Raw genomic sequence first — 24,952 nt, 5'->3', positions numbered from 1 at the left:
CCATCGCAGGCAAGCCAGCTCCCACATTTGGTTCGTGGTGTTCTCGCTTCCCCGATTACCAGACAACTCTGGCATAACACTTGCTCTTGCCTTTCCGTAGATCTATGAATTCCAGAATAGTGACGGATTATTGGCATGGCGAAGAGCGACGACGCAGCAACTCCACCCGCAGGCAAAGGCAAGCTCAAGCTTATCCTGCTGATCGTGCTGGGCCTGCTCCTGGCCATCGGCGCCTCGATTGGCGGCACCTGGTTCATCATGCACAGCAGTGCAAGCAAACCGGCACCCGCCGCCGAAACCGCCAGTAACGTCAAGCAACCGGCAATCTTCGAACCGATGCTGCCGGCCTTTGTGGCCAACTTCAATCAGAACGGCCGTCAACGCTACCTGCAGGTGAGCATCACCTTGCTGGCGCGTAACCAGGCGGACCTGGATGCGCTCAAAGTGCACATGCCGGTGATCCGTAACAACCTGGTGATGCTGTTCTCCGGGCAGAGCTTCGACAGCCTGGCCACGCCGGTGGGCCAGGAAATGCTGCGCCAGAAGGTCACTGCCAGCGTGCAGGAAGTGGCCCAGAAAGAGCTTGGCAAAGTCGTGGTCGAGCAGGCGCTCTTCACTAACTTCGTATTGCAGTAGGATCACGACATGGCCGTGCAAGACCTGCTGTCCCAGGATGAAATCGACGCGCTGTTGCATGGCGTCGACGATGGTCTGGTACAGACCGAAATGGCTGCCGAACCCGGCAGCGTCAAAAGTTATGACCTCACCAGCCAGGATCGCATCGTCCGTGGACGCATGCCGACGCTGGAAATGATCAACGAACGTTTCGCCCGCTACACCCGTATCAGCATGTTCAACATGCTGCGCCGTTCGGCGGACGTGGCGGTGGGCGGCGTGCAGGTGATGAAGTTCGGCGAGTACGTGCACTCGCTGTACGTGCCCACCAGCCTCAACCTGGTCAAGATCAAGCCGTTGCGCGGCACCGCGCTGTTCATCCTCGACGCCAAGCTGGTGTTCAAGCTGGTGGACAATTTCTTCGGCGGCGACGGCCGTCACGCCAAGATCGAAGGCCGTGAATTCACCCCGACCGAACTGCGCGTGGTGCGCATGGTGCTGGAGCAGGCCTTCATCGACTTGAAGGAAGCCTGGCAGGCGATCATGGAAGTCAACTTCGAGTACATCAACTCGGAAGTGAACCCGGCCATGGCCAACATCGTCGGCCCCAGCGAAGCCATTGTGGTCTCCACCTTCCACATCGAACTCGATGGCGGTGGCGGCGACCTGCACGTGACCATGCCGTACTCGATGATCGAGCCGGTGCGCGAAATGCTCGACGCCGGTTTCCAGTCCGACCTGGACGACCAGGACGAGCGCTGGGTCAAGGCCCTGCGCGAAGACCTGCTGGACGTCGACGTACCGCTGAGCGCCACCGTGGCCCGTCGCCAGCTGCGTCTGCGCGATATTTTGCACATGCAGCCGGGGGACGTGATTCCCGTGGAATTGCCGGAAGAACTGATCATGCGTGCCAACGGCGTGCCGTCGTTCAAGGTCAAGCTGGGTTCGCACAAAGGCAACCTGGCGTTGCAAGTGATCGAACCGATCAACCGCCGCTGATCACCAATTATTTTTGCTTCGCCGAGGACATGTAATGGCTACCGAACACGAAAACACTTCCGCCGAAGACCAGGCCCTGGCTGACGAGTGGGCTGCAGCGCTGGAAGAAACCGGCGATGTCGGCCAGGACGACATCGACGCGCTGCTGGCCGCCGACGCCGCCACCGCGCCGGCCGGCAAGCGCCTGCCAATGGAAGAATTCGGCAGCGTGCCGAAGAACAACGACCCGGTGACCCTCGACGGCCCGAACCTGGATGTGATCCTCGACATCCCGGTGTCGATTTCCATGGAAGTGGGCAGCACCGAAATCAACATCCGCAACCTGTTGCAGCTCAACCAGGGTTCGGTGATCGAACTCGACCGCCTGGCCGGCGAGCCGCTGGACGTGCTGGTCAACGGCACCCTGATCGCCCACGGCGAGGTGGTGGTGGTCAACGAGAAGTTCGGCATCCGCCTGACGGACGTGATCAGCCCAAGCGAACGCATCAAGAAGTTGCGCTGATATGAAGTATTCGATGGCGGGACTGTTTCTGGCGCTGCCATTGAGCGCCCTGGCGGCTGAGCCGGTTGCGCAAGCGGCGGCTGCGGCGCCCGTGGTCAGCAGCGGCATCGGCGGGCAATTGACCCAGCTGGTGCTGGGCCTGTTGCTGGTGGTCGGTCTGATTTTCGTGCTGGCCTGGTTGATGCGCCGCGTGCAGCGCATCGGCCCGGGCAATGGCCAGGTCATCGAGATGATCGGCTCGCGCGCCCTCGGCCCGCGTGATCGTCTGGTGCTGGTGCAAGTCGGCGAAGAGCAGATTCTGCTCGGCATCACGCCCGGCCGTATCACCCCGCTGCATGTGCTCAAGTCGCCGGTGGAAGTGGCCAGAACCGAGGCCGCCACGCCAGAATTCGCCCAGCGCCTGATGGAGTTGCTGGGCAAGGATCAGAAGGATAAGAAGTAATGCGCGTTTTATTGACGCTCATGCTGTTGCTGGCCGCGCCGCTGGCGTTTGCGGCCGACCCGTTGTCGATCCCGGCGATCACGCTGGGCACCAACGCCGCCGGCGCCCAGGAATACTCGGTCAGCCTGCAGATCCTGCTGATCATGACCGCGCTGAGTTTTATCCCGGCGTTTGTCATGCTGATGACCAGCTTTACGCGGATCATCATCGTCTTTTCGATTTTGCGTCAGGCCCTGGGCCTGCAGCAGACGCCGTCGAACCAGATCCTCACCGGCATGGCGCTGTTCTTGACGTTGTTCATCATGGCGCCGGTGTTCGACAAGGTGAACCAGCAAGCCCTGCAACCCTATCTGGCGGAAAAACTCAGCGCCCAGGATGCGATCGACAAAGCCCAGGGCCCGATCAAGGACTTCATGCTGTCGCAAACCCGCTCCAGCGACCTTGAGCTGTTCATGCGCTTGTCCAAGCGCACCGACATCGCCACGCCGGATCAGGCGCCGCTGACCATCCTGGTGCCGGCGTTTGTCACTTCCGAGCTGAAGACCGCGTTCCAGATCGGCTTCATGATCTTCATCCCGTTCCTGATCATCGACCTGGTGGTGGCGAGCGTGCTGATGGCCATGGGCATGATGATGCTCTCGCCACTGATTATTTCGTTGCCGTTCAAGATCATGCTGTTTGTGCTGGTGGACGGCTGGGCGCTGATTATTGGCACGCTGGCCAGCAGTTTCGGCGGAGTGTAGCGCCATGACCCCAGAAGTAGCGGTCGACCTGTTCCGTGAAGCGCTGTGGCTGACCACCATGATGGTCGCCGTGCTGGTGGTGCCGAGCCTGTTGGTCGGCCTGCTGGTGGCGATGTTCCAGGCGGCCACGCAGATCAACGAACAGACTTTGAGCTTCCTCCCGCGGTTGCTGGTGATGCTGATCACCTTGATCGTCGCCGGCCCGTGGCTGGTGCAAACTTTCATGGAATACATCCTGCAGCTGTACGGCAGTATTCCGCAGTTGATCGGCTGACCCCATGCAATCTGTGCTGGCATTGACCGACACCCAGATCAGCACCTGGGTGGCGTCTTTCATCTTGCCGATGTTCCGCGTCACGGCGGTGCTGATGACCATGCCGGTGTTCGGCACCACCCTGGTTCCGCGGCGTATCCGCCTGTATTTCGCCTTCGCCATTACCGTCGTGATCGTGCCCGGCCTGCCGCCGATGCCGCCGGTGAACGCGCTGGACCTGAGTGCCTTGCTGCTGATCGCCGAGCAGATATTGATTGGCGCGCTGCTGGGCTTTTCGCTGACATTGTTCTTCCAGGCGTTTGTGATCGCCGGGCAAATCATTTCGATTCAGATGGGCATGGGCTTTGCGTCCATGGTCGACCCCACCAACGGCGTGTCGGTGGCGGTGATCGGGCAATTCCTGACCATGCTGGTGACCTTGCTGTTTCTGGCCATGAACGGCCACCTGGTGGTGTTTGAGGTCATGACCGAAAGCTTCACCACCTTGCCGGTGGGCTCAGGGTTGGTGGTCAGTCACTTCTGGGAACTGGTGGGGCGCCTGAGCTGGGTGTTGGGCGCGTCGCTGTTGCTGGTGTTGCCGGCGATCACCGCGCTGCTGGTGGTCAACATCGCGTTCGGCGTAATGACGCGCGCGGCGCCGCAACTGAACATTTTCTCGATTGGTTTCCCGCTGACCCTGGTGTTGGGCATGGGGATTTTCTGGATCGGCATGGCCGACATTCTCAATCAGTATCAACCGCTGGCGACCGACGCCTTGCAGTTCTTACGTGATCTGGCACGGGCGCGTTGAGCCATGGCCGAGAGCGAGAGTGGTCAGGACAAAACAGAAGACCCCACGGACAAACGCAAAAAGGACTCCAGGGAAAAGGGTGAGATTGCCCGCTCCAAAGAACTCAATACCCTCGCCGTCATGCTGGCCGGCGCCGGTGGCCTGCTGATTTACGGCGGCGGTCTGGCGCTGGACATGATGGAGTTGATGAAACTCAACTTCTCGCTGCCGCGCGAAGTGCTGCTCAGCCCCGGCGCCATGGGCCAGTACCTGCTGCACTCGGGCAAAATCGCGATCCTGGCGGTGCAGCCGGTGCTCATCACCTTGTTGCTGGCCGCGTTGATCGGCCCGGTGTCCCTGGGCGGCTGGCTGTTTGCCGCTGGCAGCATGGCGCCCAAGTTCAGCCGGATGAACCCCGCGGCTGGGCTCAAGCGCATGTTTTCCAGCAAGGCGCTGGTGGAACTGCTCAAGGCGTTGGCGAAGTTCATCCTGATTCTGTTTGTGGCGCTGACGGTGTTGTCGTCCGACATCGACGACTTGCTGCGCATCGCCCATGAGCCGCTGGAGTCGGCGATCATCCACAGCGTGCAGGTGGTGGGCTGGAGCGCGCTGTGGATGGCCTGCGGGTTGATCATCATCGCCGCCGTGGATGCGCCGATCCAGCTGTGGGAAAGCCACAAGAAGCTGCTGATGACCAAGCAGGAAGTGCGCGACGAGCACAAGGATCAGGAAGGTCGCCCCGAGGTCAAGCAGCGCATTCGCCAGCTGCAGCGCGAAATGTCCCAGCGCAAGATGATGGCGGCAGTGCCGGATGCCGACGTCGTCATCACCAACCCGACTCACTACGCCGTGGCCCTCAAGTACGACCCGGAGAAGGGCGGCGCGCCGATGCTGTTGGCCAAGGGCAGCGACTTTACCGCGCTGAAAATCCGCGAAATCGCCGTGGCCAACGACATTCTGTTGCTGGAGTCGCCGGAGTTGGCGCGGTCGATCTTCTATTCCACCGACCTCGACCAGGAAATCCCGGCGGGCTTGTACCTGGCCGTGGCGCAGGTGTTGGCCTATGTCTACCAGATCCGCCAATACCGCGCGGGCAAGGGCAAGCGGCCTGAGCCGCTCAAGGATCTGCCGATCCCGGCGGATTTGCGCCGCGATTCCTGATCCTGAATTGGTCGCGAGCTGCTTCTCGTGGCGAGCGGGCTTGCCCCGCGTTGGGCGGCGCAGCAGCCCCAATAGGCCCACCGCGTTCTCTCAGACCCACCGCAGCGTTCGGTTTTAGGGCCGCTTCGCAGCCCAGCGCGGGGCAAGCCCGCTCGCCACAAAATCTTCTGCTCGCCACGGTACTTGCGCCGGCCCGTCCGCTACCACTCGTCGTTAACCCCTGTCTACCTGTCAACTCTGACAGTAGCCAGCGCCGCCTGCTCGCGGTTCCATGGCAGCACACTGCACACAGGTCGTCGTAGAGATGCAGAGGGAGCGGTAATGGAAGCGGTAACGGGCACGATCAAATCTTATAGCCGGAAAACCGGGGAAGGCTTGATTGCACTGGATGGCGGCGATGAGCCGGTGCAGGTGGATCTCAAAAGTTCGTGCGGGGTTTGGTTGAAAGCGGGCCTGCGCGTGCAATTCGCGAGGATCCATCGGCCCAAGGGCATCTTCGCGTCGCATATCAAGATTATCTAGCGACCCGTGCGGGTCATGGAACCCGATGTAAGGAGAGCGGCAATGGCAACAGGCACAGTGAAGTGGTTTAACGCGGAGAAGGGGTTTGGTTTCATTACTCAGGATGGGGGCGGGTCTGACGTGTTCGTTCACTTTTCGGCCATCGTCAGTGAAGGGTTCAAGACCCTTGAGGAAGGTAAAAAAGTAAAGTTCGACGTCGCTCAGGGGGCGAAAGGGCCACAGGCCGAAAAGGTCGAAGTTCTCTAGGCAGTTTATTGCTCGCGCCTGCGCAAGAGCGCAGGGGCGAGCAGTGCAGTCCAGCACGCGCTAGGCCCTTAACCTTCCGACCTCAATCAACTGCGCAATACCCGGCGCGCCTTCTCGTTGTGACCCTTCCGGACCAAAAGCGAAATCGCAGGGGCAACCCCAAATATTGTCGGAATTGCCTCGTTAGCAGCAGAGGCACACAGATCCAACTGTGGGAGCGGGCTTGCTCGCGAAAGCGGTGGTTCAGCTGGACTATCGCTGACTGACACACCGCCTTCGCGAGCAAGCCCGCTCCCACAGTTGAACCGATTTACACCCGGTAGGCGCGGTCGTTTGTTCGGTCATCTGAGCCTCAATGCAAAAGTTGGAAGGCTTCTTGCAATACCGCCTCCAGGACGCGCTTCAGCGTCAAAACTTTGCTTCAAGGAACACGAGGAATACCGGTGGTAGATCGCTCTCAAATGCTCAACACGGCCCGTGGCACCCTGACTGATCTGTCGCGGGGCAACCTGGGTGTGCCGTTGTTGTTGCTGGTGATGCTGGCAATGATGATGTTGCCGATGCCGCCGTTCCTGCTCGACGTGTTTTTTACCTTCAACATTGCCCTGTCCGTCGTCGTGCTGCTGGTCTGCGTGTACGCCCTGCGGCCGCTGGATTTCGCGGTATTCCCCACCATCCTGCTGATCGCGACCCTGCTGCGCCTGGCGCTGAACGTGGCGTCCACGCGGGTGGTGATGCTCCACGGCCAGGACGGCCACGCCGCCGCCGGTAAGGTGATCCAGGCGTTCGGTGAAGTGGTGATCGGCGGTAACTACGTGGTCGGTATCGTGGTGTTCGCGATCCTGATGATCATCAACTTCGTGGTGGTGACCAAGGGCGCCGGGCGGATCTCCGAGGTGAGCGCGCGCTTTACCCTCGACGCGATGCCCGGCAAACAAATGGCGATCGACGCCGACCTCAACGCCGGCCTGATCGACCAGGGCCAGGCCAAGGCCCGCCGTCTGGAAGTGGCCCAGGAAGCCGAGTTCTACGGTTCCATGGACGGTGCGAGCAAGTTCGTGCGCGGTGACGCCATCGCCGGCCTGTTGATTCTGTTCATCAACCTGATCGGCGGCATGGCGGTTGGTATCTTCCAGCACGGCATGACCTTCGGCGATGCGGGCAAGGTCTACGCCTTGCTGACCATCGGTGACGGTTTAGTGGCGCAATTGCCATCACTGTTGTTATCCACAGCCGCCGCGATCATGGTGACCCGTGCTTCGGGCTCCGAAGACATGGGCAAGCAGATCAGCCGCCAGATGTTTGCCTCGCCCAAGGCGCTGGCCGTGGCCGCCGGCATCATGGCGATCATGGGCATCGTGCCGGGCATGCCGCACATCTCGTTCCTGAGCATGGCGGCCATGGCCGCCGGCGGTGCATACCTGTTCTGGCGCAAGCAAAACCAGGTCAAGGTGCAGGCCCAGCAGGAAATCGCCCGCCAGCAGGACCTGCTGCCGTCGCCGGCCCGCGCCCAGGAAACCAAAGAGCTTGGCTGGGATGACGTGACCCCGATCGACATGATCGGCCTGGAAGTCGGCTACCGCCTGATTCCGCTGGTGGACCGCAACCAGGGCGGCCAATTGCTGGCGCGGATCAAGGGCGTGCGCAAGAAGCTGTCCCAGGACCTGGGCTTCCTGATGCCGACCGTGCACATCCGCGACAACCTCGACCTGGCCCCCAGCGCCTACCGCCTGACCCTGATGGGCGTGATCCTCGCCGAAGCCGAGATCTACCCCGACCGCGAACTGGCGATCAACCCCGGCCAGGTGTTCGGCACGCTCAACGGCATAACCGCCAAAGATCCGGCTTTTGGCCTGGAAGCGGTGTGGATCGAAGTCAGCCAGCGCAGCCAGGCGCAATCGCTGGGTTACACCGTGGTAGACGCCAGCACGGTGGTCGCCACGCACCTCAATCAGATCCTGTACAAGCACTCCCACGAGCTGATCGGCCACGAGGAAGTCCAGCAATTGATGGGGTTGCTGGCCAAAGCCTCGCCAAAACTGGCCGAAGAACTGGTGCCTGGCGTGCTGTCGCTGTCGCAATTGCTCAAGGTGTTGCAGGCCTTGCTCGCCGAGCAGGTGCCGGTGCGCGACATTCGCAGCATCGCCGAGGCCATCGCCAACAACGCCGCCAAGAGTCAAGATACCGCCGCGCTGGTGGCGGCGGTGCGGGTCGGATTGTCCCGTGCAATCGTGCAAAGCATTGTAGGGATTGAGTCTGAGCTGCCTGTGATCACCTTGGAGCCAAGGTTGGAACAAATATTGCTCAATAGTATTCAGAAGGCGGGACAAGGCCAGGAAGAGGGCGTTCTGCTGGAGCCAAGCATGGCGGAAAAACTGCAGCGTTCTTTGATTGAGGCCGCGCAGCGCCAGGAAATGGCGGGTCACCCGGTAATTCTGCTGGTGGCGGGCCCGGTCCGCGCGATGTTGTCGCGGTTTGGACGTCTGGCAGTGCCGAATTTGCACGTTTTGGCTTATCAGGAAATTCCTGACAACAAGCAAGTGACTATTGTCGCGACAGTAGGGCCCAACGGCTGAGGTAGTGGGTTATGCAAGTTAAGCGTTTTTTCGCCGCCGATATGCGTCAGGCCATGAAACTGGTACGTGATGAGCTGGGCGCCGATGCCGCGATTATCGGAAACCGTCGTATTGCCGGCGGTGTCGAGCTGACGGCTGCCCTGGATTACACCCCCTCGGCGCTGGCGCCGCGTGTGCCGAACATGGAGCTCGAAGACGAGCTGCGCAAAACGGCCTCGCGGATTGTCTCGGCCCAGGCTGAATTGAGCATGCGTGGCGACAGCGATGCCAGCACCAACCGCCAGTTGTTCGCCGGCCTGCCGCTGACCGCTGCCGAGCCGCTGGTTGAACCGACATTCAAAGAACCGCCACGTCCTGCAGCGCCGGCCCCGGCTGCCGCAGTTGACCAGCGCGTGTTCGACTCGATGCGCTTTGAGCTCAACGGCCTGCGTGAGCTGCTCGAAGTGCAGCTGGGCTCGCTGGCGTGGAACCAGTTGCAAGGCAGCAAACCGCAACAAGCCAACCTGTGGCGTCGCCTGCAACGCATCGGCCTGTCTGGCCCGTTGTCCCGCGACCTGCTGGCGTTGACCGCCGAAGTTGAAGAACCACGCCAGGCCTGGCGCATGTTGCTGGCGCACTTGGCACGCATGATCGTGACGCCGGAAATCGAACCCCTGGAAGAGGGCGGTGTGATTGCCATGGTCGGCCCGGCCGGCATGGGCAAGACCACCACCCTGGCCAAACTGGCAGCGCGTTATGTGCTCAAGTACGGCGCGCAGAATATCGCGCTGGTGAGCATGGACAGCTACCGCATTGGCGCCCAGGAGCAGCTCAAGACCCTGGGCCGCATCCTCAATGTGACGGTGACCCACGTTGACCCGGGCCAGTCGCTGGCCAACGCCCTCGACCCGCTGCTGCGCAAGCGCGTGGTGCTGATCGACACCGCTGGCCTGCAAGCCAGTGACCCGGCGCTGCGCATGCAGCTCGAAAGCCTGGCCGGGCGTGGCATCAAGTCAAAAAATTACCTGGTGCTTGCAACCACCAGCCAGAAACAGGTTCTTACCGCTGCATATCACAGCTACAAGCGTTGCGGCCTGGCCGGTTGCATCCTCACCAAGCTCGATGAAACCGCGAGCCTGGGTGAAGTGCTGAGCCTGGCCATCAGTCATGAATTACCGGTCGCCTACCTGACCGACGGGCCGCGGATCCCGGATGATCTTCATCTGCCGCGCCGTCATCAGTTGGTCAGCCGTGCCGTCAGCGTGCAAATGCAAGAAGAGCCTAGCGAGGAAGCGATGGCCGATATGTTCGCCGACCTTTACCACAACCCCGCCAAGCGGGTCGGTTAAGGCCAGGATGAACACCATGAAATGTATCTACATCGATGGTCTGCAAGCGATTCACGCGGCCAAGCCATGTAGCCTGCGTCTAAGCAAGACAAGGTAAAGAAATAAAATGGGCAGCATGCATCCCGTACAGGTGATCGCGGTGACCGGCGGCAAAGGTGGCGTCGGGAAAACTAACGTGTCAGTGAATTTGTCCCTGGCCCTGGCAGAGCTTGGCCGTCGCGTCATGCTGCTGGATGCTGACCTGGGCCTGGCGAACGTCGACGTTCTGCTGGGGCTGACACCCAAACACACCCTTGCCGATGTGATCGAGGGCCGCTGCGAGCTGCGCGATGTGCTGCTGCAAGGCCCCGGTGGCATTCGCATCGTGCCGGCCGCCTCGGGCACCCAGAGCATGGTGCACCTGAGCCCGGCGCAGCACGCCGGCCTGATCCAGGCGTTCAGCGATATCGGCGACAACCTCGACGTGCTGGTGATCGACACCGCCGCCGGCATCGGCGAGTCCGTGGTCAGCTTCGTGCGCGCCGCCCAGGAAGTGCTGCTGGTGGTCTGCGACGAACCCACCTCGATCACCGACGCCTACGCCCTCATCAAACTGCTTAACCGTGACTACGGCATGAACCGCTTCCGCGTGCTGGCCAACATGGCCCAAAGCCCGCAGGAAGGACGCAACCTGTTCGCCAAGTTGACCAAGGTCACGGATCGCTTCCTGGATGTCGCCTTACAATATGTAGGCGCAGTTCCCTATGACGAGTGTGTACGCAAGGCTGTGCAAAAGCAGCGTGCGGTCTACGAAGCGTTCCCTCGTTCGAAGTGCGCGCTGGCGTTCAAGGCTATTGCCCAGAAGGTCGATACTTGGCCGTTGCCCGCCAACCCTCGGGGGCATCTGGAGTTTTTCGTCGAGCGATTGGTGCATCAGACGAGCGCGGGACCTGTGCTATGACATCCAGCGGCTACAACCTTTACAAAAAGTCGGCGCGTGACAGCCAGGGCGAATTGATCGAGCGCTATGCGCCCCTGGTCAAGCGCATTGCCTATCACTTGCTGGCACGCCTGCCGGCCAGCGTGCAGGTCGAAGACCTGATCCAGGCCGGCATGATCGGTCTGCTCGAAGTGTCGACCAAATACGACGCGAGCAAAGGCGCGAGTTTCGAGACGTATGCGGGTATCCGTATCCGTGGCGCGATGCTCGATGAAGTGCGTAAAGGGGATTGGGCGCCGCGTTCGGTACACCGCAATACGCGCATGGTCAGTGACGCAATTCGCGCAATTGAAGCAAAAACCGGTCGTGACGCTAAAGATCATGAAGTTGCGGCCGAACTCCAATTGAGTCTCGACGATTACTACGGGATTTTGAACGATACCTTGGGCAGCCGCCTGTTCAGTTTCGACGACCTGTTGCAGGACGGCGAACACGAAGGGCTGCACGAGGACGGCGCGAGTGCTCATCTCGAACCGTCACGCGACCTGGAGGACGAACGTTTCCAGGGCGCGCTGGCGGAAGCGATTGCCAATTTGCCGGAGCGTGAGCGACTGGTGTTGGCGCTGTACTACGACGAAGAGCTGAACCTCAAGGAAATCGGTGAGGTCCTGGGGGTCAGCGAATCGCGTGTCAGCCAGTTGCACAGCCAGTGCGCAGCCCGCTTGCGGGGGCGATTGGGAGAGTGGCGCGCGCGCTGACAGGCAGTGTGGGGACACTGCAGACGCTACCGCGAAGGCTTCATGCCTTCGCGGGTTCGTACCGTGGTGCCCTGGGCAGTCCTTTTTGTGTAACGCCTGTTGATTGAAATGGCGCGTCCAGGTGCTGGGCGCGTTTAAGACTGCTTGGAGGTCGAATTGGACAAGAACATGAAAATCCTCATCGTTGATGACTTCTCAACGATGCGGCGGATCATAAAAAACCTGTTGCGTGACCTTGGGTTCACCAACACGGTCGAGGCGGATGACGGCATTACGGCGATTCCGATCCTCAACAGCGGGAGCATCGACTTTCTGGTAACCGACTGGAACATGCCGGGCATGACCGGTATCGACCTGCTGCGTCACGTGCGCGCCGATGAAAAACTGCGCAGCCTGCCTGTGTTGATGGTGACCGCCGAAGCCAAGCGTGAACAGATCATCGAAGCCGCCCAAGCCGGGGTAAACGGCTACGTGGTCAAGCCATTCACTGCACTGGCCTTGAAAGAGAAGATCGAAAAAATCTTCGAACGCATCGGTCATTGATGCTGCCACGGGGGAGCTATGGAGCATAAAGAAACGTCACAGGGAGACTTTGAGTCGACCCTGAAAAAGCATGCTCACCAGTTGGTCGAAAGCCTTGAAAAAGGCCACTTCGGCGACGCGGTGCAGTTGATCCATGAGCTTAACCAGACCCGTGACCGCGGCCTGTATCAGGAAGTGGGCAAGCTCACGCGCGAGCTGCACAGTGCGATCGTCAATTTTCAGATTGACCCGCACATGCCCCAGGCCGAAGAAATTTCGCAAATCACCGATGCCACCGAACGCCTGTCCTATGTGGTCAGGCTGACTGAGGCGGCGGCCAACCGCACCATGGACCTGGTGGAAAACGCCACGCCGCTGGTCAATGGCATGGCCACCGACGCTCAGGCGCTCAGCGTTGACTGGGGCCGCTTCATGCGTCGTGAAGTGGGGGCTGAAGAGTTTCGTGAATTGGCGCGTCGGGTTGACGCTTTTCTGTCACGCAGCGAGCAGGAAAACCGCACGGTTTCCAGCAACCTCAATGACATTCTGCTGGCCCAGGATTACCAGGACCTCACCGGTCAGGTGATCAAGCGCGTGACCCAATTGGTCACCGAAGTGGAAAGCAACCTGCTCAAACTGGTGCTCATGGCCGGCCAGGTAGACCGTTTTGCCGGCATCGAACATGACCGCGAAGCGATCCTCTCGGAAAAAGATCCAAAAAAACATCTCGCCAAGGGTGAAGGTCCGCAGATTCATGCCGATAAACGTGAAGACGTTATGTCAGGTCAGGATGACGTAGATGACCTGTTATCCAGTTTAGGCTTCTAAGGAGCACCCACATGAGCTTCGGCGCCGATGAAGAAATCCTTCAGGATTTCCTTGTAGAGGCCGGCGAAATTTTAGAGCAACTGTCCGAGCAACTGGTCGAGCTGGAAAGCCGACCGGATGATGCGAACCTGCTCAATGCAATTTTTCGCGGTTTTCACACTGTAAAAGGGGGCGCCGGCTTCCTCCAGCTCCATGAGCTGGTGGAGTGCTGTCACATCGCCGAGAACGTGTTCGACATCCTGCGCAAGGGTGAGCGGCACGTCGACTCGGAACTGATGGACGTGATTCTCGAAGCACTGGATGCGGTCAACGGCATGTTCAGTGAAGTGCGCGAACGTGCACCGATCACTGCGGCCACGCCGGAACTGCTGGCGGCCCTGGCACGCCTGGCAGAGCCGGCCACGTCGGCGGCACCTGTGGCAGCGGCGCCTGAACCGGTTGTCGAGGCTGAGCCGGATGTGACCGACAGCGAGTTCGAGCAGTTGCTCAACTCCCTCAGTGCGGTGAAGGCCGAAGCTGAAGCACCGCAAGCGCCCACTGCGCCTGCAGCGCCGACCAGCGAAGACATTACCGACGCCGAGTTCGAATCGCTGCTCGACCAGTTGCATGGCAAAGGCCAGTTCGCCGCCGACGCCGTGGCACCTGCCGCTGCGCCGCAAGCACCGGCGGCGTCTGCCAACACCGACATTACCGACGACGAATTCGAAGCGTTGCTCGACCAGTTGCATGGCAAAGGCACCTTTGCGGCCGAAGCCTTGCCGGAAGTCGCCGCCACCGCCGCCGCGCCTGCCGCCACGGCAGAACCGGCAGAACCGGCTGGCGACGGGCTGATCTCCGATCACGAATTCGAAGCCTTGCTGGATGAATTGCACGGCAAAGGCAAGTTCACCGAAGTGGCCCCGGCCGCCGCGGCGACCGCCACCCCGGTCGCGGCGAAACCCGCGCCAGCCAAAGCCGCCGCACCGGCCGCCGCCAAACCCGCTCCAGCCCCCGCAGCCGCCCCGGCGCCTGCACGGGCTGGTGCGGCGCCGGTGGCCGAGAAGCCTGCCAGTGAAGCCGAAACCACCGTACGGGTTGATACCGCACGCCTGGACGACATCATGAACATGGTCGGCGAACTGGTGCTGGTGCGTAACCGTCTCGTGCGCCTGGGCCTGAACAGCGGCGATGAAGCCATGCAAAAGGCCGTGTCGAACCTCGACGTGGTCACCGCTGACTTGCAGACCGCCGTGATGAAAACGCGGATGCAGCCGATCAAGAAAGTCTTCGGCCGCTTCCCACGCCTGGTTCGCGACCTGGCGCGCCAGCTCAAGAAAGAAATCAACCTGGAACTGGTGGGTGAAGAAACCGACCTCGACAAAAACCTGGTCGAGGCCCTGGCCGATCCGCTGGTCCACTTGGTGCGCAACGCCGTCGACCATGGCGTCGAAACCCCGGAAGAACGCGAAGCCTCGGGCAAGTCCCGCAACGGCAAGGTGATTCTGGCGGCCGAGCAAGAAGGCGACCATATCCTGCTGTCGATCACCGATGACGGCAAAGGCATGGACCCGACGATTCTGCGCAATATCGCGGTCAAGCGTGGCGTGATGGACAAGGACGCCGCCGACCGCCTGACCGACACCGAGTGCTACAACCTGATCTTCGCCCCGGGCTTCTCGACCAAGACCGAGATTTCCGACGTGTCCGGCCGTGGCGTGGGCATGGACGTGGTGAAGACCAAGATCAGCCAGCTCAATGGCTCGATCAACATTTACTCGACCAAGGGCCAAGGCTCGAAGATCGTCATCAAGGTGCCGTTGACCCTGGCGATCATGCCGACCCTGATGGTGATGCTGGGCAACCAGGCGTTCGCCTTCCCGCTGGTCAACGTCAACGAGATCTTCCACCTCGACCTGTCGCGCACCAACGTGGTGGACGGCCAGGAAGTGGTGATCGTGCGCGACAAGGCGTTGCCCCTGTTCTACCTCAAGCGCTGGCTGGTGGCTTCGGCCAAGCATGAAGAGCAGCGCGAAGGCCATGTGGTGATCTTGTCCGTGGGCACCCAGCGCATCGGCTTTGTGGTCGATCAACTGGTTGGCCAGGAAGAAGTGGTCATCAAGCCGTTGGGCAAAATGCTGCAGGGAACCCCGGGCATGTCGGGTGCGACCATCACCGGTGACGGTCGGATCGCGCTGATTCTCGATGTTCCGAGCATGCTCAAGCGTTACGCCGCACGGCGTATTTGATTCTGGTGGGGCTTGGGCGGTAACGCCCGCCCCGCCTAACGGAGTGTTTATGGCAGTCAAGGTCCTGGTGGTGGACGATTCGGGTTTCTTCCGCCGCCGCGTCTCGGAAATTCTTTCCGCCGATCCAACGATCCAGGTGGTCGGCACGGCCACCAACGGCAAAGAAGCGATTGATCAAGCCATTGCGTTGAAGCCGGACGTGATCACCATGGACTACGAGATGCCGATGATGGATGGCATCACGGCTGTTCGGCACATCATGCAGCGCTGCCCGACTCCGGTGTTGATGTTCTCCTCGCTCACGCACGAAGGCGCCCGGGTCACCCTGGATGCGCTGGACGCGGGTGCCGTGGACTTCCTGCCGAAGAATTTCGAAGACATCTCGCGCAACCCCGAGAAGGTCAAGCAGATGCTGTGCGAGAAGGTGCACAGCATTTCGCGCAGTAACCGTCGCAGCCTGTCCAGTGCGCCGGCGCCGGCCCCGGTGGCAGCGCCTGCTGCGCCGACGTCGTCGTTTGCGCGCCCGGCACCTGCGCCCGTGGCACGCCCTGCGGCACCGCCAGTGCGCGCCGCTGCACCGAGCTCGCATTCGCCTGCGCCCAAGCGCAAAGCCTACAAGCTTGTCGCTATCGGCACCTCTACCGGCGGCCCGGTGGCCTTGCAGCGGGTATTGACCCAACTGCCGGCCAACTTCCCTGCGCCGATTGTGCTGATCCAGCACATGCCCGCGGCCTTTACCAAAGCGTTCGCCGAGCGCCTGGACAAGCTGTGCCGCATCAGCGTCAAGGAAGCCGAGGATGGCGACATCCTGCGTCCTGGCCTGGCGCTGCTGGCCCCGGGCGGCAAGCAGATGATGGTCGATGGCCGTGGCGCGATCAAAATCCTGCCGGGCGACGAGCGCCTCAACTACAAGCCGTGCGTGGACATCACCTTCGGCTCTGCGGCGAAATCCTACGGCGACAAAGTTCTGGCGGTGGTGCTTACCGGCATGGGCGCCGACGGCCGTGAAGGCGCGCGCCTGCTCAAGCAGGGCGGCAGCGCCATTTGGGCCCAGGACGAAGCCAGCTGCGTGATCTATGGCATGCCCATGGCCATCGTCAAGGCTGACCTGGCCGACGCCGTCTACAGCCTGGACGACATCGGCAAGCATCTGGTGGAGGCCTGCCTCTGATGGATGTCTTGAGCCTGATTGGCATCACCATGGCGTTTGTCGCGATTATCGGCGGCAACTACCTTGAAGGCGGCCACCTTGGCGCCTTGGCCAACGGCCCGGCGGCACTGATCGTAATCGGCGGCACCGTGGGCGCCGCGTTGCTGCAATCGCCCCTGAGTTCGTTCAAGCGCGCCATGCAGATTCTGGTGTGGATCATTTTCCCGCCACGCGTCGACCTGCCCGGCGGCATCGACCGCGTGGTCAACTGGAGCCTCACCGCCCGCAAGGAAGGCCTGCTGGGCCTGGAAGGCGTGGCCGATGCCGAGCCCGACAGCTACGCGCGCAAAGGCCTGCAATTGCTGGTGGACGGCGCCGAACCGGAGGCGATCCGCAGCATCCTCGAGGTGGATTTCTACACCCAGGAAAGCCGCGACATCAACGCCGCCAAAGTCTTTGAAAGCATGGGCGGCTACGCGCCGACCATCGGCATCATCGGTGCGGTGATGGGCTTGATCCACGTGATGGGCAACCTGGCCGATCCGTCGCAGCTGGGCAGCGGTATTGCCGTGGCGTTTGTCGCCACCATCTACGGCGTGGCGAGTGCCAACCTGGTATTGCTGCCGGTGGCGAGCAAGCTCAAGTCGATTGCCATGCGCCAGTCGCGTTACCGCGAAATGTTGCTGGAAGGCATCTTGTCGATTGCCGAGGGTGAAAACCCGCGCTCCATCGAATTGAAGCTTCAGGGCTTCATGGATTGATGGGCATGCTTTGTGTAGGAGGGAGTTTGTGAGCCGTCGCCGCCGCGAGCCTGAAGAGCACGTCAACCATGAACGCTGGCTGGTGTCCTACGCCGACTTCATTACCTTGCTGTTCGCGTTTTTCGTGGTGATGTACTCCATCTCGTCGATCAACGAAGGCAAGTACAAAGTCATTTCCCAGGCGCTGATCGGCGTGTTCAACGACGCCGACCGTGCCCTCAAGCCGATCCCCATTGGCGAAGAGCGGCCCAAGACCGTGACCCCGGCCAAGCCGCTGGTCAACGACAGCGACGAAACCGCCGCCGGCATCGGTGGCACCAGTGACCCGCTCAAAAGCATTGCCGATGACATCAGCGCTGCGTTTGGCGACCTGATCAAATCCAACCAGATGACTGTGCGCGGCAACGAGTTGTGGGTGGAAATCGAATTGAATTCCAGCCTGCTGTTCGCCAGCGCCGATGCGATGCCGAGCGACCAGGCGTTCACCATCATCGACAAGGTGGCGGCGATCCTCAAACCGTTTGAAAACCCGATCCACGTGGAAGGCTTTACCGACAATTTCCCGATTGCGACTGCGCAGTACCCGACCAACTGGGAACTGTCGTCGGCGCGCGCCGCAAGTATCGTGCGCATGCTCGCGATGCAGGGCGTGAACCCTGGTCGGCTGGCGTCGGTGGGCTACGGCGAATTCCAGCCGGTGGCCAATAACGCCACCGCCGAAGGCCGCGCGCGCAACCGTCGCGTGGTGCTGGTGGTGTCGCGCAACCTGGATGTACGCCGCAGCCTGACCGGCACCGGCACGGCCAATGCAACACCGGATGCGGCACTGAAGCGGGCTGGCACACAAACTGCTACGCCAACCGTTAAGCCGTCGGTTCGTCAGAGCGCCGTCAATTCTCCGTCACCGGCTCAATAACTTATGCAATGTCTCGGTCGCGCCATCGCCTGCCGGGAGGAACCAACCGAATGAGAGTCTGGGCAGTTGCCAATCAAAAGGGTGGAGTCGGCAAGACCACCACCTCCATCGCTTTAGCCGGCTTGCTGGCCGAGGCGGGCAAGCGTGTGGTCGTGGTCGACCTCGACCCGCATGGCTCGATGACCAGCTATTTCGGCTACGACCCGGATGCGCTGGAACACAGCTGCTACGACCTGTTCCTGCATAAAGGCAGCGTGCCTGCCGACTTGCCGGGGCAATTGCTGCTGCCCACCAGTAACGAAAGCATTTCCCTGCTGCCGTCCAGCACTGCGCTGGCGACCCTGGAGCGTCAGTCGCCGGGGCAGAGCGGTTTGGGCCTGGTGATCGCCAAGACCCTGGCGCAGCTGTGGCAGGACTTCGACTACGCGATCATCGACAGCCCGCCGCTGCTGGGCGTGCTGATGGTCAACGCCTTGGCGGCCAGCCAGCAGTTGGTGATCCCGGTGCAGACCGAGCACCTGGCGGTCAAAGGCCTGGAGCGCATGGTCAGCACGCTGGCGATGATTAACCGTTCGCGCAAGCAGGCGCTGCCGTTCAGCATCGTGCCGACGTTGTTCGACCGTCGTACCCAGGCGTCCCTTGGCACCTTGCGGGTATTGCGCGATGCCTACCCGGACACCATCTGGAATGGCTACATCCCGGTCGACACGCGCCTGCGTGACGCCAGCCGCGCGGGACTGACGCCTTCGCAGTTCGATGGCAAAAGCCGTGGCGTGCTGGCGTACCGCGCGTTGCTCAAGCATTTGCTGTCGCAACAGCTTGTGGCGCAGGTGGCGTGATGAACCGTCCCGTTGAATTCAAGACCCGGCCGCAACTGGCGCTGGAATCCTACCTGGATGCCCTGCTGCAGGACGCGACCGAAGAGGAACTGCCGGAACCGATTCTGCTGCTTGAACCGGTTGTAGAGGCCGAAGGCACGCTGGATGAGTTCCAGTTGGCAGTGCTCGAAGAACAAGCCCGCGATGCATACCTCGTGCCTGTGGTTGAGCCGATAGCGCCGATTGCGCCGGCGGTCGTGGCGCCCGTGGTGGTCGAGCCGGTGGTGGAAGTCCACCTGCCGCCGAGCATCACGCCGCCGCCAGTCACCGCGGATGGTCGCCCGGCGTGGGCCGCCGAGCCGTTCGAATGCCTGTTGTTCGACGTCGCCGGGTTGACCCTGGCGGTGCCGCTGGTGTGCCTGGGCTCGATCTATTCGCTGGAAGGTCAGGAGCTGACGCCGCTGTTCGGGCAACCGGAGTGGTTTCTCGGCATCCTGCCAAGCCAGGCCGGTAACCTCAAGGTGCTGGACACCGCACGCTGGGTCATGCCCGACCGTTACCGCGATGACTTCCGCCAGGGTTTGCAGTACGTGATTTCGGTGCAGGGCTACGAGTGGGGGCTGGCGGTGCATCAAGTCAGCCGCTCGTTGCGCCTGGACCCCAATGAAATCAAATGGCGCAGCCACCGGGGCCAACGGCCGTGGTTGGCCGGCACCGTGATTGAACACATGTGCGCGTTGCTCGATGTCGCCGAGCTGGCTGAGTTGATCGCCAGCGGCGCGGTAAAAGCGATGCCACAGAACAAACGCAGTTGATTGAACAATAAGGCCCGCATGCAAGTGCGGTCAGCGAAGTACATACGCCGTGAAAACGGTATTTGAAGGGGTCCGAGGAATGAACAAGTCAGCATCCGCACAAGGTTTGGTCGATGATCCAATCCTGCAATGGGTAACCTTCAAACTGGACAACGAGTCCTACGGCATCAACGTGATGCGCGTGCAGGAAGTGTTGCGCTACACCGAGATCGCGCCGGTACCGGGTGCGCCGAGCTACGTGCTGGGCATCATCAACCTGCGCGGCAACGTGGTGACCGTGATCGATACCCGCCAGCGTTTTGGCCTGGTGCCGACCGAGGTTAACGACAACACGCGTATCGTCATCATCGAAGCCGACAAGCAGGTGGTCGGGATCATGGTCGACAGCGTGGCCGAAGTGGTTTACCTGCGCCAATCGGAAGTGGAAACCGCGCCGAACGTGGGCAACGAAGAATCGGCCAAGTTCATCCAGGGCGTGTGCAACAAGAACGGCGAACTGCTGATTCTGGTTGAGCTGGACAAGATGATGAGCGAAGAAGAATGGCAGGACCTGGAGAACATCTGATTGTTTTTTGAAGCGGCGGTGATTGTCCTGGCCCTGTTGTGGGCCGGGACCGTGGCGTTCCTGCTGCGCTATATGCGCCAGCAACGCGAATTGGCCCAGCAACAGGCCGAGCGCGATGCCGTGCGTGACCGGCGCATTCTTGACCTGGTCAGGCGCGTGGATCACTTCCAGCAGACTGCGGTAAAGGTCGGGGACGAGGTGCATGAACTGCGCGCGATTCTCGGGCCGCTGCCGGACAAGCTGGCGCAGATCGAACAACGCGACCCTTCGAGCCTGTCGTTCGCCCAGGCGGCGAAGCTGGTGGGCATGGGCGCGACCGTGGATGAGCTGACGCAGTCGTGTGGCTTGACCCAGGCTGAAGCGCAATTGATGAGTAAGTTGCACAAAAGCTGACGTAGGTTGCTGCACCTGTCCGACGTTGCGGGCTGGCTTTCCTGTGGGAGCTGGCTTGCCTGCGATGCGGACACCTCGGTACACCAGGCGCACTCGATAGGTGCCGCCTGACATTTGCGCCTCGGCCTGTGACGGATTACAGGGTGCAGGCGAGCATTTACGCCGACTGTTCAATCCAGCTGCATGAGCTGTCTGCCGACGGCAAGCGATGGGATGGCGTAGATCCTGTGCCCAACGGCAAGGTATCGATGTGCAAGGCGATGGATAACTTCCAGGCGGCCAATAAATTTGCGTCCCCGATGGCTTTTTTCTCTCCGGCCAATGTCCACATCCTTCAAGCACCTTTGAACCCAGGAGAATCCCCGCATGACCACCCCCAAGGCACTGTTGATCCTGCACGGCAAGCAAGCCCTCAACGAGGACGTGCGCGCCGCCGTGCAGGCCCGTCGTGAGCAGGGTTGGGAGCTGGCGGTGCGGGTCACTTGGGAGGGCGGCGACGCCCAGCGCATCGTCAATGAGGCCCTGGCCGACGGCTATACCCACCTGATCGCCGGCGGCGGCGACGGCACTTTGCGTGATGTGGCCGAAGCCATGGCGCTGGCCAAGACCGACGCCAGCCTGGTGCTGATGCCGTTGGGCACCGCCAATGATTTTGCCCGCGCCGCTGGCGTGCCGCTGCAGCCTGCGCACGCGCTGGCGCTGCTGGACGTACCGCCCAGGGCCATCGACCTCGGCCAGGCCGGCGGGCAAATGTTCCTCAATATGGCCACCGGCGGGTTTGGCAGCCAGGTCACGGCCAACACCTCCGAAGACCTGAAAAAAGTCCTCGGCGGCGCGGCCTACCTGTTCACCGGGTTGACGCGTTTCAGTGAACTGAAGGCCGCCTATGGCGAGCTGGAAGGGCCGGGCTTCCATTGGAAGGGCGACCTGCTCGCGCTGGGGATCGGCAACGGTCGCCAGGCGGGCGGCGGGCATGTGCTGTGCCCTGGCGCGTTGGCCGACGACGGCTTGCTGGATATCAGCATTCTGCCGGCGCCTCAGGAGGTGGTTGGCACGCTGATGACCCTGATGAGCGACGGCTGGGGCCTGGACAACATGTTTGTGCGCGCGCGCCTGCCGTGGGTCGAGATCAAGGTGGCCGAAGGGCTGTACATCAACTTGGACGGTGAACCGTTAAAAGGCGATGACCTGCGGTTCTCTGCACTGCCCAAGGCCTTGCGTGTGCACCTGCCGCTGAATTCGCCGCTAATCGTCCAGGCTGATGATCTGCTCGCGAACGGCGAATAGCACCAGGCCCGCCACGTCGAATATCTGCAGGCGCTTCATGATTTGCGAGCGATGCGCCTCCACGGTCTTGATGCTCAGGCCCAGGCCGTGGGCGATCTCCCGGGTGGATTTGCCGCGCACGATCAGGCGCAGGATTTCCAGCTGACGCGCCGTGAGGTTGTGGCTGTGGGCGACGGGGGAAGTGGGACCCTGGCTGCGGATCAGCGCCTGATTGATCACGGTGTGGGCAATCGCCGGGCTCAGGTAGCGTTCGTTGTTGCTCAAGGCGAGCAGGGCGTGTTCCAGCTCGTTGGCGGTGGTGTCCTTGAGCAGGTAGCCATGGGCGCCGGACTCCAGCGCCCGCATGATCAGCTCCGGGTCGGTGTGCATCGACAGGATCAGCACTTTGCTTTTGGGGTAGGCCGCCTTGAGTTGCTGCAATGCGTCCAGGCCACCGACGTGCTTCATCGACAAGTCCAGCAGCACGATATCCGGCTGCAGTGCGCTGAATTTTTCCAGTAACTGCGCACCATCATTGGCTTCACCGATCACGGTGTAGCCGGGAATATCCTGAATCAGCGCGCGTACGCCGGCCCGAATCAGTGCGTGGTCATCCACCAGAAGTAAATTGCAGGTCACTCGAGAACCTTAGGGGAACTGGCCCGTTCGAGGGCGCGCGGCGCCCAGGGGAAAAGTGCGTCGATCCGGGTCCCTTTGCCAGGCTGGCTGTTGACGGACAAAGTGCCCCCTAACTGATCTATCCGCTCGGACATGCCGGCCATGCCCCGTTGGCCTTCCAGGCCGGGGTTGATGGCAGGCGAGAAGCCCTGGCCGTCATCGCAGATCATCAGCGACAGGCCTTCGGGCAGGCGTTGCAGGCGCACCAGCAAGTTGTGCGCCTGGGCATGGCGAAGCATGTTGGTCACCGCTTCCTGGGTGATCCGAAAGGCCGCCACGGCCATCTCTTCGGGAATACCGGTCAGCCGTTGCTGGCATTCCAGGCTCCAGTGCACCGGGGTGTTTTCCAGGGTCTTGAGCAGGTGCGCGCGCAGGCTGGCTTCCAAGCCCAGGCTGGCCAGCTGCCTGGGGTTGAGAATGGCCGAGACGTCGCGCACTTTGGCCAGGGTTTCATTCAAGGTGTTGCACAGCACCGTGCACTGGCTTTGCAGGTCTGGCGGCAAGCGGCGCTTGAGCCATTCGCTTTGCAGCTTGGCGGCAGTGAGCAACTGGCCGATGTCGTCATGCAATTCGCGGCTGAGGCGATGCCGTTCGTTTTCCTGTACTTGCAGCAAGCGATCGGCCAATTCCTGCGGCTGGAATTTTATCGATTTGCGCGAGCGCCACTGTTGCACGCCCACCACCAGCAACGTGGCCAGGTTGAGCAAAGGGATCAATAACGGCAACGGCGCGGAACGGGTATAGGCCCACAGGCTGACCAGCAATGAGCAAAGGCACAGGGCGAGAACGATGCGGCGGGCATTGCTGCGGGACACGGATCTTGCGATGAGTGACTTTAAGCTGGCGTACATAGCGGATGGAGCCAATGAAGGTTCGCTGCGGGAAGACCGGTCACGGCGGCTGACGGGGCTTTGTTTGATATGCGGTGCCGAAACATCTTTTATACATCATGAAGTTGATTCACTTCGAGCGGGGCATAGTACCACCACTATTACCGTTGGTCGCCTGGCGACTCGCCTGAGGGGTTAACAACCACGCATAAATACTCAGGGCCCTAGTCTGCGCGTTAGAGGGTCCCGGAGTTGAAACAGCAGGCCGTTGTATTAATGAAGTGGGTGTGCAGAGTTATAGCGCTGATGGCTAATTGATATGTTGCTGTCGTTATTAGATAACTCACTGATTAAATACGACCTCTCACCCCTTCATGAGGTGTGATGTAAGCGTTGCTGCGGTTTATAACCGAAGTTTTTTTGCGGGATCTGCAAGGTGACTGTCGCAATCAATTTAGTTTGCTCGCTTTCATCCAGGGCCAGTTCGCCGGTGCGGGTGTCGATCAACTCCAGTTGCCAGGCCAGTAATGTCAGGCAGTCATGCAAGGCCTTCAGCGCCTGGTCATGCAGTTCCATGGGGCAGGCGGCATTGGCAATCAGGTTTTGAATATGCCGAGAGAATTCGCTGATCGCCTGCAGGGCCAGGCCTTCGGCCTTTTCAGCCAGCTTGCTCAAACTGATTTTCATGCAGTCGATGGCATCGCTGTCGTTGCGAATCAGGTGCAAGTGGTTCAAGCACTCTTGCGACTTGGCCAGGAGCATCTCGGCCTCAAGCAGGAATTCGGGAAGTGCAGTTTGCCATTCGTTTGCGTTATTCATCATGCATGTCTCCGCAACATAAGCTCGGGTGATGAGATGCCGCACCGGGTGAATGGCGTAAACCTACCGCTGAAATATGACTGAAATCTGTAGCCCGCTTCCGAAATTCGAGTAGGACCGTTATTAGAATGATCACGGTAGCCGTGAGTGGCCCTGGTCATTCGGGTCGCTTGCACAACTTTGGATGCCGCCACGGCAATCTCTGAAAGACCCGTGGGCCGAGGGCTTGGGATGGCAAACAAAAGCCTGACTCCATTCATGCAATGAGAATGGCGTCACATTAATGGCTATTAGATATCGCGAATATCAGGTTGGGCCTGATTGTGTATAGGGGATTCCCTTACGCAGCGGAACCTCACGTCGATTTGAAGGTCGCGCGACGTTGCTGCAGTGCCATTTGAAGAGGCCGTTGCAGTAAACCATGATGTCAGTGTGACATCAATGAATTTACGTGGCATTTTACCGGGGTCAAGCTCTGGCGATCGCCGCCGATAACGAGCATAGACGCAAGC

The 24,952-nt window shown here is 61.0% G+C and carries 28 protein-coding genes; 25 read left to right on the top strand and 3 right to left on the bottom strand.

Annotated features, from left to right (window positions below):
• Nucleotides 1-135: 135 nt before the first annotated feature.
• The 25 genes from fliL (at nucleotide 136) to yegS (ending at nucleotide 22,134) form a co-directional block, all read left to right on the top strand.
• Nucleotides 136-636, top strand: a complete 501-nt coding sequence (fliL, locus tag ACP7B3_RS06210) for a flagellar basal body-associated protein FliL (protein WP_106576463.1) — start codon at nucleotides 136-138, stop codon at nucleotides 634-636.
• Between the two features lie 9 nt (nucleotides 637-645).
• Nucleotides 646-1,614: a flagellar motor switch protein FliM gene (fliM, locus tag ACP7B3_RS06205; protein WP_010166091.1), complete on the top strand. Its 969-nt coding sequence runs from the start codon at nucleotides 646-648 to the stop codon at nucleotides 1,612-1,614.
• 34 nt (nucleotides 1,615-1,648) lie between these two features.
• The gene (fliN, locus tag ACP7B3_RS06200; protein WP_057700902.1) at nucleotides 1,649-2,116 is read left to right on the top strand and encodes a flagellar motor switch protein FliN; all 468 of its coding nucleotides are present in this window, start codon (nucleotides 1,649-1,651) and stop codon (nucleotides 2,114-2,116) included.
• 1 nt (nucleotide 2,117) lies between these two features.
• Complete coding sequence (fliO, locus tag ACP7B3_RS06195) at nucleotides 2,118-2,558, top strand: flagellar biosynthetic protein FliO (protein ID WP_064453452.1); 441 nt, start codon at nucleotides 2,118-2,120, stop codon at nucleotides 2,556-2,558.
• Nucleotides 2,558-3,301 carry a flagellar type III secretion system pore protein FliP gene (fliP, locus tag ACP7B3_RS06190; protein WP_106576465.1) on the top strand — a complete coding sequence of 248 codons (744 nt, stop codon included), beginning with the start codon at nucleotides 2,558-2,560 and terminating at the stop codon, nucleotides 3,299-3,301. The genes fliO and fliP overlap by 1 nt, the downstream gene beginning before the upstream one ends.
• A gap of 4 nt (nucleotides 3,302-3,305) precedes the next feature.
• Nucleotides 3,306-3,575 carry a flagellar biosynthesis protein FliQ gene (fliQ, locus tag ACP7B3_RS06185; protein WP_003214552.1) on the top strand — a complete coding sequence of 90 codons (270 nt, stop codon included), beginning with the start codon at nucleotides 3,306-3,308 and terminating at the stop codon, nucleotides 3,573-3,575.
• A 4-nt stretch (nucleotides 3,576-3,579) separates the two neighbouring features.
• The gene (gene fliR / locus ACP7B3_RS06180; RefSeq protein ID WP_064453451.1) at nucleotides 3,580-4,365 is read left to right on the top strand and encodes a flagellar biosynthetic protein FliR; all 786 of its coding nucleotides are present in this window, start codon (nucleotides 3,580-3,582) and stop codon (nucleotides 4,363-4,365) included.
• A 3-nt stretch (nucleotides 4,366-4,368) separates the two neighbouring features.
• Nucleotides 4,369-5,505 (top strand): flagellar biosynthesis protein FlhB, encoded by a 1,137-nt coding sequence (gene flhB, locus ACP7B3_RS06175; RefSeq protein ID WP_426178440.1) that lies wholly within the window; start codon nucleotides 4,369-4,371, stop codon nucleotides 5,503-5,505.
• 321 nt (nucleotides 5,506-5,826) lie between these two features.
• Nucleotides 5,827-6,027, top strand: a complete 201-nt coding sequence (locus ACP7B3_RS06170) for a cold shock domain-containing protein (RefSeq protein WP_262208256.1) — start codon at nucleotides 5,827-5,829, stop codon at nucleotides 6,025-6,027.
• A gap of 42 nt (nucleotides 6,028-6,069) precedes the next feature.
• A complete protein-coding gene (locus tag ACP7B3_RS06165) occupies nucleotides 6,070-6,273 on the top strand; it encodes a cold-shock protein (RefSeq protein ID WP_145158863.1) in 204 nt (67 codons plus the stop codon).
• 461 nt (nucleotides 6,274-6,734) lie between these two features.
• Entirely contained in the window at nucleotides 6,735-8,849 is a 2,115-nt protein-coding gene (flhA, locus tag ACP7B3_RS06160) for a flagellar biosynthesis protein FlhA (protein ID WP_145159571.1), read from the top strand.
• A gap of 11 nt (nucleotides 8,850-8,860) precedes the next feature.
• Nucleotides 8,861-10,177, top strand: coding sequence for a flagellar biosynthesis protein FlhF (gene flhF, locus ACP7B3_RS06155; RefSeq protein ID WP_106576470.1), 1,317 nt, complete (start codon nucleotides 8,861-8,863; stop codon nucleotides 10,175-10,177).
• A gap of 106 nt (nucleotides 10,178-10,283) precedes the next feature.
• On the top strand, nucleotides 10,284-11,117 hold the full coding sequence (gene fleN, locus ACP7B3_RS06150) for a flagellar synthesis regulator FleN (protein WP_003192912.1): 834 nt from the start codon (nucleotides 10,284-10,286) through the stop codon (nucleotides 11,115-11,117).
• Complete coding sequence (fliA, locus tag ACP7B3_RS06145) at nucleotides 11,114-11,854, top strand: RNA polymerase sigma factor FliA (protein ID WP_016973417.1); 741 nt, start codon at nucleotides 11,114-11,116, stop codon at nucleotides 11,852-11,854. The genes fleN and fliA overlap by 4 nt, the downstream gene beginning before the upstream one ends.
• 168 nt (nucleotides 11,855-12,022) lie before the next feature.
• Nucleotides 12,023-12,397 carry a chemotaxis response regulator CheY gene (locus ACP7B3_RS06140; protein WP_005790040.1) on the top strand — a complete coding sequence of 125 codons (375 nt, stop codon included), beginning with the start codon at nucleotides 12,023-12,025 and terminating at the stop codon, nucleotides 12,395-12,397.
• An 18-nt stretch (nucleotides 12,398-12,415) separates the two neighbouring features.
• Nucleotides 12,416-13,204, top strand: a complete 789-nt coding sequence (locus tag ACP7B3_RS06135) for a protein phosphatase CheZ (RefSeq protein ID WP_145158861.1) — start codon at nucleotides 12,416-12,418, stop codon at nucleotides 13,202-13,204.
• 11 nt (nucleotides 13,205-13,215) lie between these two features.
• The gene (locus ACP7B3_RS06130; protein ID WP_426178439.1) at nucleotides 13,216-15,429 is read left to right on the top strand and encodes a chemotaxis protein CheA; all 2,214 of its coding nucleotides are present in this window, start codon (nucleotides 13,216-13,218) and stop codon (nucleotides 15,427-15,429) included.
• A gap of 49 nt (nucleotides 15,430-15,478) precedes the next feature.
• A complete protein-coding gene (locus ACP7B3_RS06125) occupies nucleotides 15,479-16,600 on the top strand; it encodes a protein-glutamate methylesterase/protein-glutamine glutaminase (protein WP_426178438.1) in 1,122 nt (373 codons plus the stop codon).
• On the top strand, nucleotides 16,600-17,340 hold the full coding sequence (locus ACP7B3_RS06120) for a flagellar motor protein (protein WP_005790033.1): 741 nt from the start codon (nucleotides 16,600-16,602) through the stop codon (nucleotides 17,338-17,340). Before ACP7B3_RS06125 ends, ACP7B3_RS06120 begins: the two co-directional genes overlap by 1 nt.
• A 28-nt stretch (nucleotides 17,341-17,368) precedes the next feature.
• Nucleotides 17,369-18,256, top strand: a complete 888-nt coding sequence (gene motD, locus ACP7B3_RS06115; protein ID WP_145158853.1) for a flagellar motor protein MotD — start codon at nucleotides 17,369-17,371, stop codon at nucleotides 18,254-18,256.
• Nucleotides 18,257-18,306: 50 nt separating this feature from the next.
• On the top strand, nucleotides 18,307-19,095 hold the full coding sequence (locus ACP7B3_RS06110; protein ID WP_014719332.1) for a ParA family protein: 789 nt from the start codon (nucleotides 18,307-18,309) through the stop codon (nucleotides 19,093-19,095).
• Entirely contained in the window at nucleotides 19,095-19,889 is a 795-nt protein-coding gene (locus tag ACP7B3_RS06105; RefSeq protein WP_426178437.1) for a CheW domain-containing protein, read from the top strand. The genes ACP7B3_RS06110 and ACP7B3_RS06105 overlap by 1 nt, the downstream gene beginning before the upstream one ends.
• Nucleotides 19,890-19,968: 79 nt before the next feature.
• Nucleotides 19,969-20,454 carry a chemotaxis protein CheW gene (locus ACP7B3_RS06100; RefSeq protein WP_106576477.1) on the top strand — a complete coding sequence of 162 codons (486 nt, stop codon included), beginning with the start codon at nucleotides 19,969-19,971 and terminating at the stop codon, nucleotides 20,452-20,454.
• Complete coding sequence (locus ACP7B3_RS06095) at nucleotides 20,455-20,847, top strand: DUF2802 domain-containing protein (RefSeq protein ID WP_426178436.1); 393 nt, start codon at nucleotides 20,455-20,457, stop codon at nucleotides 20,845-20,847.
• A gap of 366 nt (nucleotides 20,848-21,213) precedes the next feature.
• Nucleotides 21,214-22,134: a lipid kinase YegS gene (yegS, locus tag ACP7B3_RS06090; protein ID WP_106576480.1), complete on the top strand. Its 921-nt coding sequence runs from the start codon at nucleotides 21,214-21,216 to the stop codon at nucleotides 22,132-22,134.
• Here yegS and ACP7B3_RS06085 read toward each other — a convergent pair.
• The 3 genes from ACP7B3_RS06085 to ACP7B3_RS06075 all read right to left on the bottom strand — a co-directional run bounded on the left by ACP7B3_RS06085 (nucleotide 22,093) and on the right by ACP7B3_RS06075 (nucleotide 24,443).
• A complete protein-coding gene (locus tag ACP7B3_RS06085; protein WP_369301245.1) occupies nucleotides 22,093-22,752 on the bottom strand; it encodes a response regulator in 660 nt (219 codons plus the stop codon). The genes yegS and ACP7B3_RS06085 overlap by 42 nt on opposite strands.
• The gene (locus ACP7B3_RS06080) at nucleotides 22,749-23,642 is read right to left on the bottom strand and encodes a sensor histidine kinase (protein WP_369301244.1); all 894 of its coding nucleotides are present in this window, start codon (nucleotides 23,640-23,642) and stop codon (nucleotides 22,749-22,751) included. Before ACP7B3_RS06080 ends, ACP7B3_RS06085 begins: the two co-directional genes overlap by 4 nt.
• A 351-nt stretch (nucleotides 23,643-23,993) precedes the next feature.
• Nucleotides 23,994-24,443 (bottom strand): hypothetical protein, encoded by a 450-nt coding sequence (locus ACP7B3_RS06075; protein ID WP_178119654.1) that lies wholly within the window; start codon nucleotides 24,441-24,443, stop codon nucleotides 23,994-23,996.
• Nucleotides 24,444-24,952 lie beyond the last annotated feature (509 nt).

It is taken from the genome of Pseudomonas sp. TWRC1-2, assembly GCF_049896685.1.
Taxonomy (GTDB): Bacteria; Pseudomonadota; Gammaproteobacteria; order Pseudomonadales; family Pseudomonadaceae; genus Aquipseudomonas.
Note: the sequence above shows the minus strand (reverse complement) of the source record. Positions and strands in the feature narration are given on the sequence as shown.